The sequence below is a fragment of the Blautia sp. TF10-30 genome (assembly GCF_003481245.1).
Lineage (GTDB): Bacteria > Bacillota > Clostridia > Lachnospirales > Lachnospiraceae > Fusicatenibacter > Fusicatenibacter saccharivorans.
This window is the reverse complement of sequence record NZ_QUKM01000001.1, coordinates 288006-306291: the sequence shown is the minus strand read 5'-3', so window position 1 is coordinate 306291 and position 18286 is coordinate 288006. Positions and strand designations below refer to the sequence as shown.

General features: G+C 49.1%; 13 protein-coding genes, 1 other RNA gene and 1 riboswitch. All 14 genes read left to right on the top strand.

Annotated features, from left to right (window positions below):
- Positions 1 to 33 precede the first annotated feature (33 nt).
- Positions 34 to 1926 (top strand): anaerobic carbon-monoxide dehydrogenase catalytic subunit, encoded by a 1893-nt coding sequence (cooS, locus tag DXD02_RS01375; protein ID WP_117760360.1) that lies wholly within the window; start codon positions 34 to 36, stop codon positions 1924 to 1926.
- 62 nt (positions 1927 to 1988) lie between these two features.
- A complete protein-coding gene (locus tag DXD02_RS01370) occupies positions 1989 to 2777 on the top strand; it encodes an ATP-binding protein (RefSeq protein WP_117509047.1) in 789 nt (262 codons plus the stop codon).
- Between the two features lie 15 nt (positions 2778 to 2792).
- Complete coding sequence (acsB, locus tag DXD02_RS01365; RefSeq protein ID WP_117509046.1) at positions 2793 to 4922, top strand: acetyl-CoA decarbonylase/synthase complex subunit alpha/beta; 2130 nt, start codon at positions 2793 to 2795, stop codon at positions 4920 to 4922.
- 297 nt (positions 4923 to 5219) lie between these two features.
- Positions 5220 to 6161, top strand: a complete 942-nt coding sequence (gene acsD / locus DXD02_RS01360; protein WP_117509163.1) for an acetyl-CoA decarbonylase/synthase complex subunit delta — start codon at positions 5220 to 5222, stop codon at positions 6159 to 6161.
- Positions 6162 to 6198: 37 nt separating this feature from the next.
- A complete protein-coding gene (acsC, locus tag DXD02_RS01355; protein WP_117509045.1) occupies positions 6199 to 7554 on the top strand; it encodes an acetyl-CoA decarbonylase/synthase complex subunit gamma in 1356 nt (451 codons plus the stop codon).
- A gap of 94 nt (positions 7555 to 7648) precedes the next feature.
- The gene (gene acsE, locus DXD02_RS01350) at positions 7649 to 8434 is read left to right on the top strand and encodes a carbon monoxide dehydrogenase/acetyl-CoA synthase methytransferase subunit (protein WP_022462424.1); all 786 of its coding nucleotides are present in this window, start codon (positions 7649 to 7651) and stop codon (positions 8432 to 8434) included.
- A 139-nt stretch (positions 8435 to 8573) separates the two neighbouring features.
- Positions 8574 to 10499, top strand: a complete 1926-nt coding sequence (acsV, locus tag DXD02_RS01345; protein WP_117509044.1) for a corrinoid activation/regeneration protein AcsV — start codon at positions 8574 to 8576, stop codon at positions 10497 to 10499.
- Positions 10500 to 10593: 94 nt separating this feature from the next.
- Positions 10594 to 11265, top strand: a complete 672-nt coding sequence (locus tag DXD02_RS01340) for a DUF3786 domain-containing protein (RefSeq protein ID WP_117509043.1) — start codon at positions 10594 to 10596, stop codon at positions 11263 to 11265.
- Between the two features lie 61 nt (positions 11266 to 11326).
- Positions 11327 to 11959 (top strand): cyclodeaminase/cyclohydrolase family protein, encoded by a 633-nt coding sequence (locus tag DXD02_RS01335; protein WP_117509042.1) that lies wholly within the window; start codon positions 11327 to 11329, stop codon positions 11957 to 11959.
- Positions 11960 to 12046: 87 nt separating this feature from the next.
- Complete coding sequence (locus tag DXD02_RS01330; protein ID WP_117509041.1) at positions 12047 to 12898, top strand: bifunctional 5,10-methylenetetrahydrofolate dehydrogenase/5,10-methenyltetrahydrofolate cyclohydrolase; 852 nt, start codon at positions 12047 to 12049, stop codon at positions 12896 to 12898.
- Positions 12899 to 13069: 171 nt separating this feature from the next.
- Entirely contained in the window at positions 13070 to 14539 is a 1470-nt protein-coding gene (spoIVA, locus tag DXD02_RS01325) for a stage IV sporulation protein A (protein WP_022461834.1), read from the top strand.
- A 104-nt stretch (positions 14540 to 14643) separates the two neighbouring features.
- A non-coding RNA gene (ssrS, locus tag DXD02_RS01320) (6S RNA) lies at positions 14644 to 14838 on the top strand.
- A 70-nt stretch (positions 14839 to 14908) separates the two neighbouring features.
- The gene (locus tag DXD02_RS01315; RefSeq protein ID WP_055226541.1) at positions 14909 to 15952 is read left to right on the top strand and encodes an aldose epimerase family protein; all 1044 of its coding nucleotides are present in this window, start codon (positions 14909 to 14911) and stop codon (positions 15950 to 15952) included.
- Between the two features lie 575 nt (positions 15953 to 16527).
- Positions 16528 to 16728, bottom strand: a riboswitch (cobalamin riboswitch).
- A gap of 101 nt (positions 16729 to 16829) precedes the next feature.
- Positions 16830 to 18269 (top strand): SpoIID/LytB domain-containing protein, encoded by a 1440-nt coding sequence (locus tag DXD02_RS01310; RefSeq protein ID WP_118666281.1) that lies wholly within the window; start codon positions 16830 to 16832, stop codon positions 18267 to 18269.
- Positions 18270 to 18286 lie beyond the last annotated feature (17 nt).

The window sequence follows — 18286 nt, the reverse complement described above, 5'->3', positions numbered from 1 at the left end:
AAAATATTAAAATACAATCTTGAGGAGGACAAGATGAGCGAATTCAAATTAACAAGCGTAGAAGAATTCGAACAGGCCACGAATGAGCTCCTGGAAAATGGTGCAAAGGTTGGCGCTGACGCATGGCAGTTTCGTGTAAAAAACCAGACCCCGCACTGTAAATTCGGTGAGCAGGGAACCTGCTGCCGTATCTGTACGATGGGACCTTGCCGTATTACACCAAAGGCACCGAGAGGAATCTGCGGATGCGATGTACACGGTATTGTAGGACGTAACTTCCTGCGCTTTACAGCAGGCGGTTCCGCAACACATTCCGATCATGGCCGTGAGATCTGCCACACACTGCATGAGGCTGATCCAAACGGAAACTACAAAGTAAAAGATCCGGAGAAACTGATCCGTATCGCAAAAGAGTGGGGCGTAGAGACAGAAGGAAAAGATATTTACGATCTGGCACATGAGATGTCCGAGCTGGCTCTTTTAGAGTATGGTAAACCGTTTGGAACACAGAGATTCCTGAAACGTGCTCCGCAGCACACACAGGAAATCTGGGAGAGAGAAGAAATCGCACCGCGTGCGATTGACCGTGAGGTTGCATGTTCTCTTCATATGACTCATATGGGATGTTCTTCCCTTCCGGAAGCACTCGTTCGCCAGTCCCTTCGTTCCGGACTTTCCGATGGATGGGGCGGCTCCATGATGGGTACCGAGTTCTCTGACGTACTGTTCGGAACTCCAAAGCCGATCGAAACCGAGGCAAACCTTGGTGTTATGAAAGAAGATGAAGTAAATATCATCGTTCATGGCCATGATCCGTCACTTTCCGAGATGATCTGTGAATACGCAGACGATCCGGAGATGATCGCATATGCAAAAGAAATGGGAGCAAAGGGAATCAACGTGGCAGGTGTCTGCTGTACTTCCAATGAAGTAGCAATGCGCCGCGGCGTGCCGATGGCAGGTAACTTCCTGCAGCAGGAAAACGTGGTACTGACCGGTGCCTGCGAGGCCATCGTTGTTGACGTACAGTGTATTTTCCCGGCCCTTGGACCTTTAAGCAAATGTTTCCATACTAAATTCGTTACCACCAGCCCGATTGCGCAGATGCCGGATGCAGAATACATTCGTTTCAACGCAAAAACAGCAGGTGAGAATGCAAAAGCCATCGTAAAAATGGCAATTGAAAACTTTAAAAACCGGAAACCGGAGCTGGTACATATCCCGCATATGAAGCAGAAAGCAACCGTTGGATACTCTTTTGAGTCCATCATCAAGACTCTGGATAAAGTAACCAATTCCCAGGTTGACCAGACCGGAACTCTGATGCCGCTGTGGCAGTGTGTGGCATCCGGCGTTATCCGCGGTGCAGTTGCCATGGTAGGATGCAACAACCCGAAAGTCCGTCCGGACACCGCTCACATCGAGCTGATGAAGAAGCTGATCGCGCACGACGTTATCATCGTTGCTTCCGGATGCTCTGCACAGGCAGCAGCAAGAGCAGGTCTGATGGACAAACGTGCTAAAGATCTCTGCGGTGCAGGTCTGAAACGTGTCTGCGAGCTGGCTGATATCCCGCCGGTACTCCACATGGGATCCTGCGTTGATATCTCCCGTATGATGGTTCTTGTAGCAGAACTTGCTAAAATCGGTAATGTCAATATTTCCCAGCTTCCGGTTGTCGGATGTGCTCCGGAGTGGATGTCTGAGAAAGCAGTTTCCATCGGAAACTATGTTGTAGCAACCGGTATCGATACTTACCTTGGCGTAGAGCCGTATGTATCCGGATCCACTGAGGTAACAGGACTTCTGACCAACGGTGTCCGCGACTGGGTTGAGGCAGCTTACACAGTAGAAAAAGACATCGACAAGCTGGGCGATGCAATGCTCGCACGAATCGAAGAGAAACGTGCCGCACTCGGCGTATAAAAAGGACAGGGCGGTCCCTGACGTAAAAAGAGACCGCCCTTTTTGAAGTGAAAAGGTGTAAAATGAAAATAGCAGTAACTGGAAAGGGTGGCGTAGGAAAAACAACCATCGCAGCGACCCTTGCAAGACTTTATGCAGAAGAAGGCCATCCGGTTCTGGCTGCAGATGTCGATCCGGATGCCAATCTGGGCCTTGCGCTTGGATTTCCGGAAGAAATCCTCGATTCGATCATTCCGATTACCAAAATGAGAAAACTGATCGAAGAGCGCACCGAGGCAAGTGCAGACAACCGGTTTTACAAGATAAATCCGAGAGTAAGTGATATCCCCGATAAATACAGCAAAGAGTACAATGGAGTCAAACTCCTGACGCTTGGCACCGTGGAGACGGCCGGAAGCGGCTGTGTCTGCCCGGAGCATGTGATGCTGCGGAGAATCATCAACAGCCTGGTCCTTCACAGAGGGGATGTTGTCATCCTCGACATGGAAGCAGGCCTTGAGCATCTGGGAAGAGGAACGACGGAGGGCATGGATATGTTCATCGTAGTCATCGAGCCGGGTGCAAGAAGTATTCAGACCTATAAGAATGTCAAACGTCTGGCCGAAGAGCTTGGCGTTCATCAGGTTCATGTCGTGGCAAACAAAGTACGCGACGAAAAAGATGAGGCATTCATACAGGACCGTATCCCCCCGGAGGATCTTCTGGGCATGGTCCACTACAACCCGGAAATTATGGAAGCGGACAGGGAAGGTTCGTCTCCATATGATTACAGCGCGGCTGCAGTAGAAGAGATACGGAAAATAAAAACAAAAATCGATAAGTCAAACATGCCTGGCATGGAAAAAGTGTGATAGGAGGAAAAACACATGACATTATTCGAGAGAGTATTTGGCGGAAATGATGCAGTATACGGTCTTACCGAAGCTGCCATTGATGCCGCAATCGCAGCAAACGGAGAGGAAAAAGCAGTCAGCTTCCCGGACACTGCTTACGCACTTCCGTGTTACTATGCTGTAACAGGAGTAAAGGTTACCAACTTAAAAGAGATGAAAGAGGCTCTTGGCGTGGTAAAATCTCTGATGACAAGAGAAAATCAGCTGAATGATGTATTTATGTCCGGTGTTGCAACTGCACTCTGCGCAGAGTTCATCGAGGCAATTAAATACATCGACGGTGCAAAACCATATGATGAGCCGTGCTACGGCCATTTAAGCGATGCCATCATCCGTGAGCTTGGTGTGCCGCTTGTAACAGGCGATATCCCGGGCGTAGCTGTTATCCTTGGAAGCGCTCCGACCGCACAGGAAGGCGTGGATCTGGTTAAGAGCTATCAGGCACAGGGTATTCTTGTAACACTGGTTGGCGGAATCATTGATCAGTGTCAGGAATTAGGATACAAGACCGGCGCAAACGTACGTGTCATCCCGCTTGGAAAAGACGTAACATCTGTAATCCACGTTGTATCCGTAGCAATCCGTGCAGCCCTGATCTTCGGTAACGTAACTGCAGGCGATGCAGGCGCACTGATGACCTACACCAAAGACCGTGTACCGGCATTCGTAAATGCTTTTGCTCCTCTGGATGATGTGATCGTTGCATGCGGCGCTGGTGCGATTGCACTTGGTTTCCCGGTTATCACAAACGATGACAAAGACGTTCCGGCTATTCCGAAGAGTCTCATTATCCAGAAGGACGTTTCCAAATTCAACGCAACTTCTCTGGAAGCCCGCGACATCAAGATTAAAATTACAAACATCGATATCCCGGTTGCATTCGCATCTGCATTTGAGGGCGAAATCATCCGCCGCGGTGATATGCAGGTTGAGTTTGACGGTTCCCGTGTAGACTGTTGCGAGCTGGTTCAGACAAAAGATGCTTCCGAAGTAGAAGATCACAAGATCGAGCTGATCGGACCGGACATTGACGAGTTCGAGGTAGGTTCCAAGCACAGCATTGCATACGTTGTTGAGGTTGCCGGAAAGAGCATGCAGCCGGATTTCGAGCCTGTATTTGAGCGTAAATTCCACAGCTACCTGAACTGCATCGAAGGTGTGATGCATACCGGACAGCGTGATATGATCCGTATCCGTGTCAGCAAAGAAGCTTTCAACGCAGGCTTCCGTGCAAAACACTTCGGAGAAGTTCTGTACGCACAGGTGAAGAACGAGTTCGAGGCTGTTGTTGACAAATGTCAGGTTAAGATCTACACCAATCCGGAAGACTGTACCAAGATCCGTCACGAAATTGCAATTCCGGTATTCGACAAACGTGATGAGCGTCTGTCTACCATGACAGATGAATCCGTACCGGTATACTACAGCTGTATCATGTGCCAGGCATTCTCCCCGAGCCATGTATGTGTTGTTACACCAGAGCGTCTCGGACTTTGCGGTGCTGTTTCATGGCTGGATGCAAAAGCTACCAACGAGCTGGATCCGAACGGACCTTGCCAGGTTATCACAAAAGAAAAAGTAATCGATGAGAGAATCGGTGAGTACGAGGATGTTAACGAGGCTGTTCGTAAACTTTCCCAGGGCGCTCTTGATGATGTATCTTTGTACTCCATCATGGAAAAACCAATGACATCCTGCGGATGCTTCGAGTGTATCTGTGGTATCGAGCCGTTCTCCAACGGTGTCTGCATCGCAAACCGTGAGTACGCAGGCATGACTCCTCTGGGAATGACCTTCTCCGAGCTGGCTTCCATGACAGGCGGCGGTGTTCAGACTCCTGGATTCATGGGACACGGCAAACACTTTATCGCTTCCAAGAAATTTATGAAAGCAGAAGGCGGCGTTGCCCGTATCGTATGGATGCCGAAAGAGCTGAAAGAGCAGGTTGCAGAGAAACTGAATGAAACAGCAAAAGAGCTGTACGGTATCGACAACTTTACCGATATGATCGGTGACGAGACCATCGCAGAAGATCCGGAGACACTGGTTGCATTCCTGACCGAGAAAGGTCATCCGGCACTTGGCATGGATCCAATGATGTAATTCGTATTTTACAGGCTTATCCTGTGAAAGAATAAGCAGACCGGCATGGCTTGGGAGGGGATTCCAAAGCGGAGGAGGAAGCCCTTTCCGGCACATGCCGGCAGCTGTAAAGTGATTTTCTGGAAAAAAACGGCTGACGAAGAGAAAACGGATACTTTTTGTCAGAAAATCTTGGAAAATATCCTGGTAAATCTTGCATTCTCCGGGAAAAAACGTTAAAATAATAACAGGTGTGTCCATGAAGCGGAATCATGGAGATATGCCTGTATGGAATTTATTTTTAAGGAGGCTTTTTTTATGCCGTTTAATCGCAAACCACAAAAGTTTAATGCAGCAATTAAATCCGTTGTAATCGGCAGCGGAGACAAAACCGTAACTCTTGGCGGAGAAAACGTATTACCATTCTATGCTTTCGACGGTGAAATCAAAAACGGACCGAAGGTCGGCGTTGAAATCACAGACCTTGGTATGGAAGGAGAACCGGAAAGCGTAAAAGCATACTATGAAGGTGCAGCTACCATGGGCGAGATTGCAAAAAAAGCAGCAGCTATGGAAGGTGCAGATTTCCTCTGCCTTCGTCTGGCAGGCGGAGACCCGAACGGTCTGAACAAATCGGTAGAAGAACTCATTGAGACAGTCAAAGAGGTTGCTGATGCCGTTGACGTGCCGCTTGTTGTAGAAGGATGTAAAAACGTTGAGAAGGATTCCGAACTGCTCACAAAAGTAGCAGAGGTCCTTCAGGGAAGAAACGTTCTTGTTATGTCCGCAAGAGAAGAAGATTACAAGGCAGTTGGTGCAGCCGCAGGTCTGGCATACAGCCAGAAAGTCGGCGCTGAGTCCGCTGTAGATATCAACCTTGCAAAACAGCTGAATGTTGTTATGACCCAGCTTGGTGTCAGCGCGGACAGCATTGTTATGAACGTAGGTTCTGCAGCAGTCGGATACGGATATGAGTACGTAGTATCTACACTGGACCGTATCAAAGCAGCAGCATTATCCCAGGACGATAAAATGCTGCAGATGCCAATTATTACTCCAATCGCTTCTGAGACATGGAATGTAAAAGAGGCAATGGCAACAGAAGAGGAATCTCCGGAATGGGGAAATCAGGAAGTACGAGGAATCTCTATGGAGATTCAGACAGCAGCCGCATCTCTGGCTTCTGGTTCTGATGCAGTTATCCTCAAACATCCACAGTCTGTTGCAACCATTTCCAAAATGATTCAGGAACTGATGTAATCAGTACGTAAGGAAGAGATTAGGAGGATAAAGAATTATGGCATTATCAGGTATTCAGATTTTTAAAATGACCCCAAAGAAAAACTGTAAAGAGTGCGGATGTCCGACCTGTATGGCATTCTCCATGAAGGTTGCACAGGGCGCTATGGATATTTCAGCGTGCCCATATATGTCTGACGACGCTATGGCACAGCTTTCCGAAGCTACCGCACCGCCAATGAAGACCATCAAAGTCGGAACCGGCGACAGTGAGTACACCCTTGGCGGAGAGACGGTTCTCTATCGTCATGAGAAAACATTTGTAAGCAAAACCCGTTATGCAGTATCTCTCTGCAGCTGCATGTCTGACGAAGAGATCGACGCAAAACTGGAAGAAGACAAAAAAGTTGATTACGACCGTATCGGTGAGCGTATGTGCGCAGAGATGCTGTATGTAAACTATGCCGGAAATGGCGTAGACAAATACGTATCTCTTGTAACGAAAGCAGCAGCAACCGGAAAAGTTCTGGTACTTGGCTGTGAGGACGCAGAAGCTGCAAAAGCTGCTCTGGAAGTATGCAAAGCAGGCAAACCGATCCTGAATGGTGCAAATGCATCCAATTATGAAGAGATGAGCAAACTTGCCACAGAGGCAGGCGTTGTTCTCGGCGTAAGTGGCGCAAACATTGATGAGCTTCACGACACCGTAGAAGCAATCGAGAAACTCGGCAACAAGAACCTTGTTCTTGATACCACAGAAGCGACCATCAAAGAGACCTTTGCTACTACCGTACAGGTAAGACGTGCATCCTTAAAGGATACAGACCGTACCTTTGGTTATCCGTCTATTGTAAATCTGGCAAAAATTGCACAGGGCGACAGATATATGCAGCAGGCACTGCTTTCCCTGTTCACCATGAAATACGGTTCCATTATTGTTCTTGAGGAAATGGGATACGCAGAGGCACTTCCGGTATTCGGACTTCGCCAGAACGTATTTACCGATCCGCAGAAACCGATGAAAGTAGAGCCGGGCATCTACCCGCTGAACGGCGCAGATGAAAATTCGATCTGCCTGACCACAGTAGACTTTGCTCTGACCTATTTCCTGGTATCCGGAGAGCTCGAGAGATCCGGAGTTCCGGTAAACCTTGTAATCAACGACGCCGGCGGACTTTCTGTACTGACATCCTGGGCAGCAGGTAAATTCTCCGGTAACTCTATCTCCAAATTCTTCAAAGAGAATGTAGAAGATAAAGTAAAATCCAGAAAAGTTATCATTCCTGGTAAAGTAGCCGTATTAAAGGGCGACATTGAGTCCAAACTTCCTGGATGGGAAGTAATCGTTGCTCCGCTTGAGGCAGTTCAGCTTGTGAAATTCATGAAAGATCTGCAGGCAAACGGAGAACTGTAATACATAAAAATTCCGGGAGGAACTCCAGACAAGCGGAGTTCCTTCCGTGAAAAAAATAATTATGGGGGATTCCCAAAAGAAAAGGAGAAGAGATATGGCAAAATTTGTAACCATCGGCGAAAGACTTTCCGTTACAGCTCCTACTGTAAACAAAGCATTCGCAGCAAGAGATGAAGAGCCAATTTTAAAGAGAGCAAAACAGCAGCTGGATGCTGGTGCCGTTTACCTTGATGTAAACATCGGACCGGCTGAGAATGATGGAGAAGACATCATGAAATGGGCTGTTGAGCTGCTGCAGAGCAATTTTGACAATGTTCCGCTGGCTCTGGATACATCCAACAAAAAAGCAATTGAGGCTGGTATCTCTGTATACAACCGTTCCAAAGGAAAACCGATCGTAAACTCTGCAGATGCTGCAGGAAGAATCGAGTACGTTGACCTTGCGGCTGCAAACGATGCAATCGTTATTGCACTTTGCAACGGCGAAGGAATTGCAAAAGACAACGACGAGCGTATGATGTACTGCCAGACCCTTCTGGAAAGAGGTATGGAGCATGGTATGGAGCCGACCGATCTGTGGTTTGACCCGCTGTTTCTGGTTGTAAAAGGAATGCAGGACAAACAGATGGAAGTTCTTGAGTGCATCAAGATGTTCAGTGATATGGGACTGAATTCTACCGGCGGACTTTCCAACAACTCCAACGGTATGCCGAAAAACATCCGTCCGATCATGGATTCCGCACTTGTAGCTATGGCTATGATGCAGGGTCTGACCAGCGCCATCGTTAACCCGAATGACCTGAGACTGATGGAGACCATTAAATCCTGTGACGTATTCAAAGGCAACACTCTGTACGCAGATTCTTATCTGGAGCTTTAATCTTTAAATCTCGCAGGTTTTCCCCTGATGGTGCCGTAGCGTTTGCGAAAACCTGAGGCACCATCAGGGGTTTTTCTATCTAAAAGCGGAAAAATAAAAAAACAGCGGAGAATATATACGACTGGGGGATTTACAGATTATGGCAAAAGTAACCTTTCGATTTGAAGAGGGAGAACCGGTAGTCACCTACGCAACCGAGGGTGAGCGCCTTCTTGAAGTAGCGCAGAAGAGCAATGTGCCGATCGATGCACCGTGTTCCGGAAACGCATCGTGCGGTAAATGCCGCGTTCGTCTTGTGAGCGGTGAGCTGGATTCCAAAATAACCCGCCATATTTCTGAGGAAGAATATCAGAATGGCTGGAGACTGGCGTGCGTCAGCACCGTCAAAGGCGATGTTGAAGTGGAAGTGCCGGACATTGCATCCGCTTACCGGAGCCGCATGAAAGTGGCAGACCTTAGTTCACCGAGTGAAATTGCAATTTTTGAAGATACGAAAAAGAAAATTACAGACGCCGGTCTGGAGCTGAAAAACAGCATGCAGGTGATTACAATCTCAATGGAAGAGCCTACTCTGGATGATACGATGCCGGATAACGAGAGAGTAACCTGGGCTGTACAGGCAGCGACGGGGCTTGACCGGGTACGGATTCCGTACTCTGTACTGAAAAAAATGCCGGATGTCCTTCGGGAATCCCATTTTCAGGCACAGTGTGTCGTCCGGGTTACGCCAAATGACGTCTTTTTATACGATATGCTTCCAATGGAAGCAAAAGCAGTTGTCGGCGGTCTCGTTGTCGACATTGGAACAACGACAGTTTCTGCACTGATCGTGGATATGCTGAGCGGAGAAATCCTGGCAAAAGCCTCTTCCGGAAACGGACAGATCCGGTATGGTGCGGATGTTATCAACCGTATCATTGAATCCCAGAAACCGGGAGGCCATGAAAGACTGCAGAATGCAATCATCAAAGAAACCTTAAACCCGATGATCTCCAACATGTGCCGTGCAGCGAAAATCAGCAGTCAGCAGATTTACCGTGCGGCGATTGCCGGAAACACTACCATGGAGCATCTGATGATGGGCATCAATGCAGATCCGCTTCGGATGGAGCCGTATATTCCGGCCTTCTTTAAGACAAACTCACTGTTTGCATCGGATGTCAATCTTGCGATTCATCCGGACGCCCATATCATTCTGGCACCGAACATCGGAAGCTATGTGGGCGGAGATATTACTGCCGGCGCGTTGGTCAGCATGATCTGGAACCGGCCGGAGATGAGTCTTTTTATTGACCTTGGTACCAATGGCGAGCTTGCATTTGGAAACTCTGACTTTATGGTAAGCTGTGCCTGCTCGGCCGGACCGGCCTTTGAGGGCGGCGATATCAGCTGTGGCATGCGTGCGACCGACGGTGCGATTGAAAAATGTACGATTGATCCGGAGACGATGGAACCTTCGTACCATGTTATCGGAGATGAGGGTACGAAACCGATCGGCCTTTGCGGTTCCGGTATCATCGATGTGATTGCGGCGCTGTTCCGCGCGAAGATGGTCAATCCGAAGGGTAAATTTATCCGTGAGGGAAAACGGATCCGCCACGACAAATATGGCATGGGAAGCTATGTCATTGCGTTCGAGGAGGAGGCTGGAAGTGTCCGCGATGTTGAGATTACCGAGGTCGATATCGACAACTTTATCCGCGCCAAGGGCGCGATTTTCTCAGCGATCCGTACGATGCTGAACTATCTGGATATGGATGTTTCCATGATCGAGGAGGTTTACGTAGCGGGCGGTATCGGAAGCGGCATCAACATGAAAAATGCCGTTACCATCGGTATGTTCCCGGATATTCCGCTGGAAAAATTCCATTACATTGGTAACTCTTCCCTGACCGGTGCGTATTCAATGCTTTTATCGACAGCAGCAGAGAAGAAAACGTATGAGGTTGCCCGGAACATGACATATCTGGAACTCTCTACGGTACCAACCTATATGGATGAATTTGTAGCGGCGTGCTTCCTGCCGCACACAGACACGACGATGTTCCCGTCTGTGGAAGCATAAAACGGAAGCAGAACTTTCTGTTACGATTCAAGGTGAAACACATGTGGTTTTGCTTTGAATTGTGGCGAACCTTTTTGAGAGGAATTGGATTTACATGGCAGTAGACTTAAATTACGAAAAAGACAGCAAAGAGCGTATTCCGTATGAGCATTATCTGGAAGTGTATCAGAATGCAGATCCAAGAGAGATTTCCAGCCGGTGCGACGTTCCGTATGATGCGGAAAAACAGGAGTTTACCGTTTCCCTGATGGGTGTTTCCTACCGGATTTCGTGGCCGGAGTACAACGTATTTCATATTGGAGATGATGGAAGCGTTTCGCCGATAATTGGCTGGTATCCACTCGAGAAAAAACCGAATGCAAAAATTTTGGTATTGCGTTATCTGACAGAGGGCGGAGCTGCTCCGTCTACCGGAAAATTTTTGACGTACCGGGAGATTCCGTGGGGAGAAGTTTATTTTAAACAGTTCCAGGGAAGATGCCTGTTCCGTCTTGCGTTTGGCTTTGGCGGAAAGCTGGATGCATTCCGTGAGATCATGGAACGTGTCGGCGCTCAGGCGATTTCATCCGGTGATGTCGGATATGAGCTGGAGTTTATGAAAGGGCTTTTTGTACGACTGATTTTATGGGCAGGAGATGATGAGTTTCCGCCGTCCGCGCAGATCCTCTTTTCGGACAATTTCCCGGCTGCATTTACGCAGGGAGAGGATATGGCGGTTGTGGGAGATGTCACAATTGATATGCTGAAGGCTCTGGCTGCAAAATAGTTATGGTTTGAGGCCATCAGGATGGCTTCTGGATCGAAAAAAATAAGCGGAGGAAAATAACATGGGATTTTCAACAGTACCTTGCAATGAGTTTGTAGACGTGCTCGGTTCCAAAGCACCGGTTCCGGGCGGCGGCGGAGCTTCTGCACTGGTTGGCGCTGTCGGCACAGCGCTTGGCAACATGGTTGGTGCGCTGACAGTAGGTAAAAAGAAATATGCGGATGTCGAAGAGGAAATGAAAGAGCTGATGGCGAAAGCAACCACGCTTCAGGACGAACTGCTTCACCTGATCGAGCGCGATGCAGAAGTGTTCGAACCGCTCTCCAAAGCATACGGCATGCCGCGCGAGACAGAGGAGGAGAAGGCAGAAAAAGCAAGAGTCATGGAGATTGTGCTGAAGGATGCCTGCTCTGTTCCAATGGAAATTATGGAAAAATGCTGCGAAGCAATCGACCTGATCGTAGAATTTGCAGCAAAAGGTTCTGCACTTGCGATCAGTGACGCAGGTGTTGGCGCAGCATTCTGCAAAGCAGCCTTAGAGGGTGCTTCCCTGAATGTATATATCAACACGAAATCTATGAAAAACCGGGAATATGCAGAAGAACTAAATCGAAAATGTGATGAAATGCTTGCGGTCTATACCGTAAAAGCAGACGAGATTTTCCGGAACGTACTGGGAAGACTGAAAGCCTGAAAACAAACGGCCAGAGAAACTTCCCGGCAGCAAGCGGGTTGCAAAAGGAGTTCTCTTTGACCGAAAAGAAAAGCGGAGGATAAAAAAATGGCAAAACAGTTATTAGGAAAAGAAGTAACAGCAGCATTAAATGAGAAGATCAAAGCAAATGTAGCAGAGCTGGAAGCAAAAGGAGTAAAACCGACTCTCGGAATCATCCGTGTCGGAGAGAGAGAGGATGACCTTTCCTACGAAAGAGGAGCAACCAAACGCTGTGAGACCTTAGGCGTTGCATACGAGAAATTCCTTCTCCCGGCAGACGTTACCCAGGAAGAGCTGATGGCTACCATCGATAAAGTAAACAAAGACGATTCCATCCACGGCGTTCTGATTTTCCGTCCGCTTCCGAAACATCTCGATGAGGCAGCAGTCATCAAAGCACTCTCCCCGGAGAAGGACGTAGACGGTATCACAGACGGTTCCATGGTAGGCGTATTCGCCGGAACAAAACAGGGCTTCCCGCCATGTACTCCGCAGGCCTGCATGGAGATCCTCGACCACTACGGCATCGACTGCACCGGTAAAAAAGCCGTTGTCGTAGGCCGCAGCCTCGTTGTAGGAAAACCGGCAGCCATGATGCTGTTAAAGAAAAACGCAACCGTAACCATCTGCCATACCAGAACGAAAGACATGCCGTCTGTAGTTAAAGAGGCAGATATCGTGATCGTAGCAGCAGGCCGTGCAGGTGTTGTAGATGATACTTACCTGTGTGCAGGCCAGACCGTTATTGATGTCGGAATCAACGTAAACGAAGAAGGAAAACTCTGCGGAGACGTTGCATACGCAAAAGCTGAGCCGATCGTTGAGGCAATCACACCGGTTCCAGGCGGCGTAGGATCCGTTACCACATCTGTTCTGGTCGGCCATGTGGTAGAGGCTGCCATGAGAAAAAACAGCTGATCATAGGCTGAAGATAAGAAAGTGACAGAAAAAAGGCACTGTGCGTCCGAAAAAAGGGCGGCGGTGCCTTTTTTGCGTGCGCGGCAGTGCAGTTTTGGTGATAGGAGAGGGGGCCGGCTCATAGAATATAACAGTACATAGCAACAAAGATCAAAAGGGGGACAATAGCGCATGGATGCATATTCAGTATACCGCGATATTCAGAAACGAACGAAGGGCCAGTTCCTGATCGGAGTGGTGGGGCCTGTACGGACGGGAAAGTCCACCCTGATCCGCCGTTTCCTGGAGGTGCTGGCACTGCCGTATCTTTCGGAAAAGGAACAGGCGGAGGTACGGGATGCCCTGCCTTTAAGCGGGGAGGGAAAGACGATCACAACGGTGGAGCCGAAATTTGTGCCGAAAGACGCCGTGGAGCTGCAGCTTGGGGAGGGCGATCCGATCCGGCTGCGACTGATCGACTGCGTCGGCTTTCTGGTGCCGGACGCGGCGGGAAATCTGGAAAATGAGAAGGAGCGGATGGTGAAAACACCGTGGTCCGAGCAGGCGATTCCGTTCCGGGAGGCGGCGGAGATCGGTACGAAGAAGGTGATCGCAGAACATTCCACGATCGGTCTTATGGTGACGTGCGACGGATCGTTCGGCGAGCTGCCGCGGGAGAATTTTCTGCAGGCGGAGGAACGGACCGTTGCGGAGCTCAAAAAGCAGGGAAAGCCCTTCCTGATTCTTGTGAATGCGAAAAAACCGTACCGGGAGGAGACACAGCGGCAGGTAAAGGAGCTTGAAACAAAATTCGGCGTGGCAGCGATGGCGGTGAACTGCGACCAGCTCCGCAAAGAAGATATTCTGCATATGCTCGAAAAGGTGCTGTATGAGTTCCCGCTTCAGCAGATGGAATTTTATATTCCAAAATGGGTGGAGCTTCTTGCCGATGACCATCCGCTGAAGGCAGAGCTGCTGCAGAAGATCCGTGAGATGTGCAGGGAAAAGACGCGCCTGAAGGATGCAGTGGGCGGAAAAACAGCGATTGCCAGTCAGTATGTCAGCCAGACACTGCTGCAGTCGATGGATCTTGCGAGCGGTACGGTGAAGGTGCGGATTGAGGTGAAAGAGCAGTATTATTATGAAATGCTGAGTGTACTTGCCGGCGTGGAGATCAAAGGCGAGTATGATCTGGTGCAGACGATCCGCGAGCTGTCGGCACAGCGGGAAGAGTACCGCAAGGTAGAGGACGCGATTCATGCGGTGCGCGGATGCGGCTACGGCGTCGTGATTCCGGGGAGGGAGGAGATTCAGCTGGAGGAGCCAGCCGTGATCCATCAGGGAAACAAATACGGCGTGAAAATTAAATCGGTGAGCCCGTCGATTCATATGATCAAGGCCAACATCGAGACGGAGATTGCGCCGATCGTCGGAAGTGAGCAGCAGGCGGAGGATCTGATCGCCTATATCAAAGAGAGCGCAAAGAGCCCGGAGGGAATCTGGAATACCAACATTTTCGGCAAATCCGTCGAGCAGCTCGTTGACGACGGCATCCGCAGCAAAATCGCCCAGATCACCGAGGATGGCCAGGCAAAACTCCAGGATTCCATGCAGAAAATTGTCAACGACAGCCGGGGCGGAATGGTGTGTATTATCATTTAATACAAAAGCTGTTCGAATATTTTTGAGTAATTGTGCAATAATACTTGAAAAGCGAACCAAAATAGCGTATAATCCGAATTGTGAAAAGAAAAGAAGAAAAATGTAACTTCCTGGAATGTTCGATGATCTCATTATTTTGAACCTACATTTACTTTAAACGGGAGGCTTATTATTGTCATGTGGATGTCAGGCCACCCTGGAAACAGACGTCAGTGGAAGGCAGAAATGGTGACTGCGGCTACCCACCTAGCTTGCGTTGCTAGGAGTCAAAGTATGGGAAACGGCATTCCGGGGTTACAAAAGAGAAAAAAGAGAATCATGAAAATGGTTCTCTTTTATACGTTACATACAACCAAAAGGAGAAGGAACATGAAAAAACAGGGTTTTGGAACAACAAAAGACGGAAAAGAAGCATTGCTCTACACGCTCTCCAATAAAAACGGAATGGAAATCAGCGTAACCGATTACGGCGCACATCTGGTATCGGTTCTCGTTCCGGATAAGGATGGAAAGAAGAGAGACGTTGTCCTTGGATTTGACTCCGTAACTGGCTATGAGACCGACGGAAGCCATTTTGGAGCCACCATCGGAAGAAACGGAAACCGTATCGCGGGAGCAGCATTTGAACTGCACGGAAAAACATACCAGCTGGCAAAAAATGAGAACAACAACAACCTGCACAGCGGCCCGGACGGATACGATTACCGCCTCTGGAACGTAGAAGAGGCGGATGACAGCGCCGTTACCTTCGTTCTGATGAGCCCGGACGGAGACCAGGGATTCCCGGGAAACTTTGAAGTGTCCGTTACGTATACCCTGACCGATGAGAACGCCGTAGAAATCCACTATGAGGGAAGCTGCGATCAGGATACCGTTGTCAACATGACAAACCACAGCTACTTCAACCTGGCAGGCCACGATGCCGGATCTATTGAGAACCAGACACTTGTCTTAAAAGCGGAGCAGTTCAGCCCGGTGATCGATTCTGCATCCATCCCGACCGGCGAGCATGCACCGGTACAGGGAACCCCGATGGATTTCACCAGAGAGAAAGCAATCGGAGCAGAGATCGAAGCAGATTTCGAACAGCTCAAACTGACCGGCGGCTACGACCACAACTTTATCCTGGACAAGGCTGTCGAGGGAAGCATTGAGCTGATGGCAGTCGCATCCTGCAAAGAGAGCGGCATCACCATGGAAGCCTTCACGGATCTGCCATGCGTTCAGTTCTACGCCGGAAACTTCATTGCTCCGGTTACCGGAAAGAATGGGGTATTCTATGACAAACGCAACGGCTTCTGCCTGGAATCTCAGTATGTGCCGAATGCCATCAACCAGGAGGGTGAGGAGAAACCGATCCTCGAGGCAGGCGATACTTACGACACCACAACCGTATACAAATTCATTTTCTAAGATCCTATTTTATAGCAATCCCCGAAAATAATGCAAAAAATTCAGCACCGCAGAGCGTGAATTACTGCGTCACAGATTTTCGTCGTACCCCGGTACGCCTTCAAATCTGTTCCTTGCAATTCGCGCTCTGCAGCACTGCCTTTTTTGCATTATTTTCGGGTCTTGCTATAGAAACAGCATAAAAAAGCTCCCTTCCTGCAGCGTCCTGTGAAAACAGGAGCGCAGGCGGGGAGCCTTTTTATGGGAAAATATGCAGAAAACGAATTCTGAAAAAACAGAAAAAGAAAAGACCCTGTTTTCGAATCCAACAGAATCTTACCAGTTATGTCATATTCTTTTCAGAGGTGGGTAACCGCTTCGCCATCTGAATCAACCTGCAAGCGGAATAGCAGACACCTTTAAGCGGAGGATGGTGCCTGACTAAGAACAGGCGAAACCAGAATCTGAAACGGTTTACCCGGCCGTTTAATGCAATGCATAAATCTCGCTCGAAGGTTTCTAAAAATCTAATCGAAAATTTTCAGACATTCCATATCCCATAATAGTCTTTGAATGGAAGCTTTCATCGGAAGCATCAACCCTATGCATACAGAGCAGGTTTCCTGACTTACAGATCATCGTTCCACATTCCTTCTCATATGTTGCGGACATACAATGGATTTGTTATGCTTCACTCCCTGATTACAGTGACCGGATCGCCCAGGAATCTCACCTGAATTCCCTCTCTCACCAAAAGACGGATCTTCTTTTGATGCACTCTGGATGTTGATATGAAATTTATACACAGCCATACTATATACCATAGGGCGGTATTTGTCAAGGAAAAATCGCAAAAAGAAAAGGAATCAGACAAAAAGCCGTGTGCATAGAATGAGATATGAAGAGAAAAAATGATACATTGGAACTGATACTGTTAGGAGTGGGGATTCTCCTGCTGCTGTTATTGTTTGTTGTGAAGCGCCGTCTGGATGCGCCGGAAGAGACAGCGACAGCAGAAAGCAGGACGGAGACGATGGAAGGCAAAAAGCAGGAGGAGACGATACAGAACATGGAACAGGAAAACGCGGCTTTTCTGAACAGTAAAAAGGAAGAACAAAAAGAAACAACGGCAGCCGGACCGGTGCAGATCCGTGTCCTTCTGACGGACTGCGGAAAGCTGGGATACGCACAGAAACAGGTGTCCCTGCGTGGAAACGCAAGTCTTTCCATGAACGACGGCGCATACACAGCTTCCCCGCAGGAGACGATCTGTGTGACGGAACAGGAATGCGGGGAAGTTGTGCATGTGGTGCCGGCCGATGAGACGGCGGGAACGGCGGTTTCCCTGACGGGAAAGCCGGAAGACGAGACGGTTTATCCGGGAAGTTTTGTCATCTATAAAAGCGAAGAGGGACTTCTCGTTGTAAATGAACTTGATCTGGAAATGTATCTTCGGTATGTCGTGCCGAGCGAGATGCCGTCCTCCTATGAAAAGGAGGCATTAAAAGCACAGGCGGTCTGTGCGAGAACGTATGCGTGTGCCAGGATTCGTGAAAAAACGTGGGAGAACTACCACGCGGATGTAGACGACAGCGTGGAAAGCCAGGTCTACCACAATATGGAAGCGCAGCCGGAGACAGACGCTGCGGTGGCGGAGACAGAAGGAAAAATCATCACCTGCGGCGGGGAACCAATTCAGGCGTATTTTTTCTCAACCTCCTGCGGGAAGACGAGTACGGATGAAGTGTGGAATACGGCGGAGACGGCAGAATATCTGAAGAGCGTGACGGTAGGCGGGGAGAAGCAGGAACCGGAGACGGAGGAGGCGTTTGCATCGTTTATCACCAAAAGGGACAGCACAAGTCTGGAAGTGGAGGACGGCTGGTACCGCTGGCAGGTGACGATTCCGGCGGATGTGCTGTCAGAACGGGCAGCGGATCAGAAAATCGGGGAGATCACGGGGATTGAGGTGCGGCGGCGGTCAGAGGGAGGTGCGGCAGAAACCGTCCGTATCGAGGGGAAAAAAGGATCCATGGAAATCGAGGGAGAGTATCAGATCCGAAAGTTCCTCTCGGCGAAAGGCTGGCCGATTCAGAAAAATGACGGAACTGTAAGCTGTGAGATGGAGCTGCTTCCGAGTGCCTGCTTTATCGTGGTTCCGGAAAAAGAAGGGGAAACGGCTGTCTCCTTTACATTTTACGGCGGCGGCTACGGCCACGGCGTCGGCATGTCACAGAACGGTGCGAAACATCTGGCGGAGCAGGGAAAATCGTATGAGGAGATTCTCCGCTATTTTTACCAGAACATTGAAATCGGCGACTGCCGTTCCCTTTTTTAAAAAAATCACCGGAAACA

Coding starts and splice junctions, on each gene's coding strand:
- DXD02_RS01315 (WP_055226541.1), top strand. CDS start 14,909: ATGAAAAAACAGGGTTTTGGAACAACAAAAGACGGAAAAGAAGCATTG.
- DXD02_RS01340 (WP_117509043.1), top strand. CDS start 10,594: ATGGCAGTAGACTTAAATTACGAAAAAGACAGCAAAGAGCGTATTCCG.
- spoIVA (WP_022461834.1), top strand. CDS start 13,070: ATGGATGCATATTCAGTATACCGCGATATTCAGAAACGAACGAAGGGC.
- DXD02_RS01310 (WP_118666281.1), top strand. CDS start 16,830: ATGAAGAGAAAAAATGATACATTGGAACTGATACTGTTAGGAGTGGGG.
- acsC (WP_117509045.1), top strand. CDS start 6,199: ATGGCATTATCAGGTATTCAGATTTTTAAAATGACCCCAAAGAAAAAC.
- acsB (WP_117509046.1), top strand. CDS start 2,793: ATGACATTATTCGAGAGAGTATTTGGCGGAAATGATGCAGTATACGGT.
- acsD (WP_117509163.1), top strand. CDS start 5,220: ATGCCGTTTAATCGCAAACCACAAAAGTTTAATGCAGCAATTAAATCC.
- acsV (WP_117509044.1), top strand. CDS start 8,574: ATGGCAAAAGTAACCTTTCGATTTGAAGAGGGAGAACCGGTAGTCACC.
- acsE (WP_022462424.1), top strand. CDS start 7,649: ATGGCAAAATTTGTAACCATCGGCGAAAGACTTTCCGTTACAGCTCCT.
- DXD02_RS01370 (WP_117509047.1), top strand. CDS start 1,989: ATGAAAATAGCAGTAACTGGAAAGGGTGGCGTAGGAAAAACAACCATC.
- cooS (WP_117760360.1), top strand. CDS start 34: ATGAGCGAATTCAAATTAACAAGCGTAGAAGAATTCGAACAGGCCACG.
- DXD02_RS01330 (WP_117509041.1), top strand. CDS start 12,047: ATGGCAAAACAGTTATTAGGAAAAGAAGTAACAGCAGCATTAAATGAG.
- DXD02_RS01335 (WP_117509042.1), top strand. CDS start 11,327: ATGGGATTTTCAACAGTACCTTGCAATGAGTTTGTAGACGTGCTCGGT.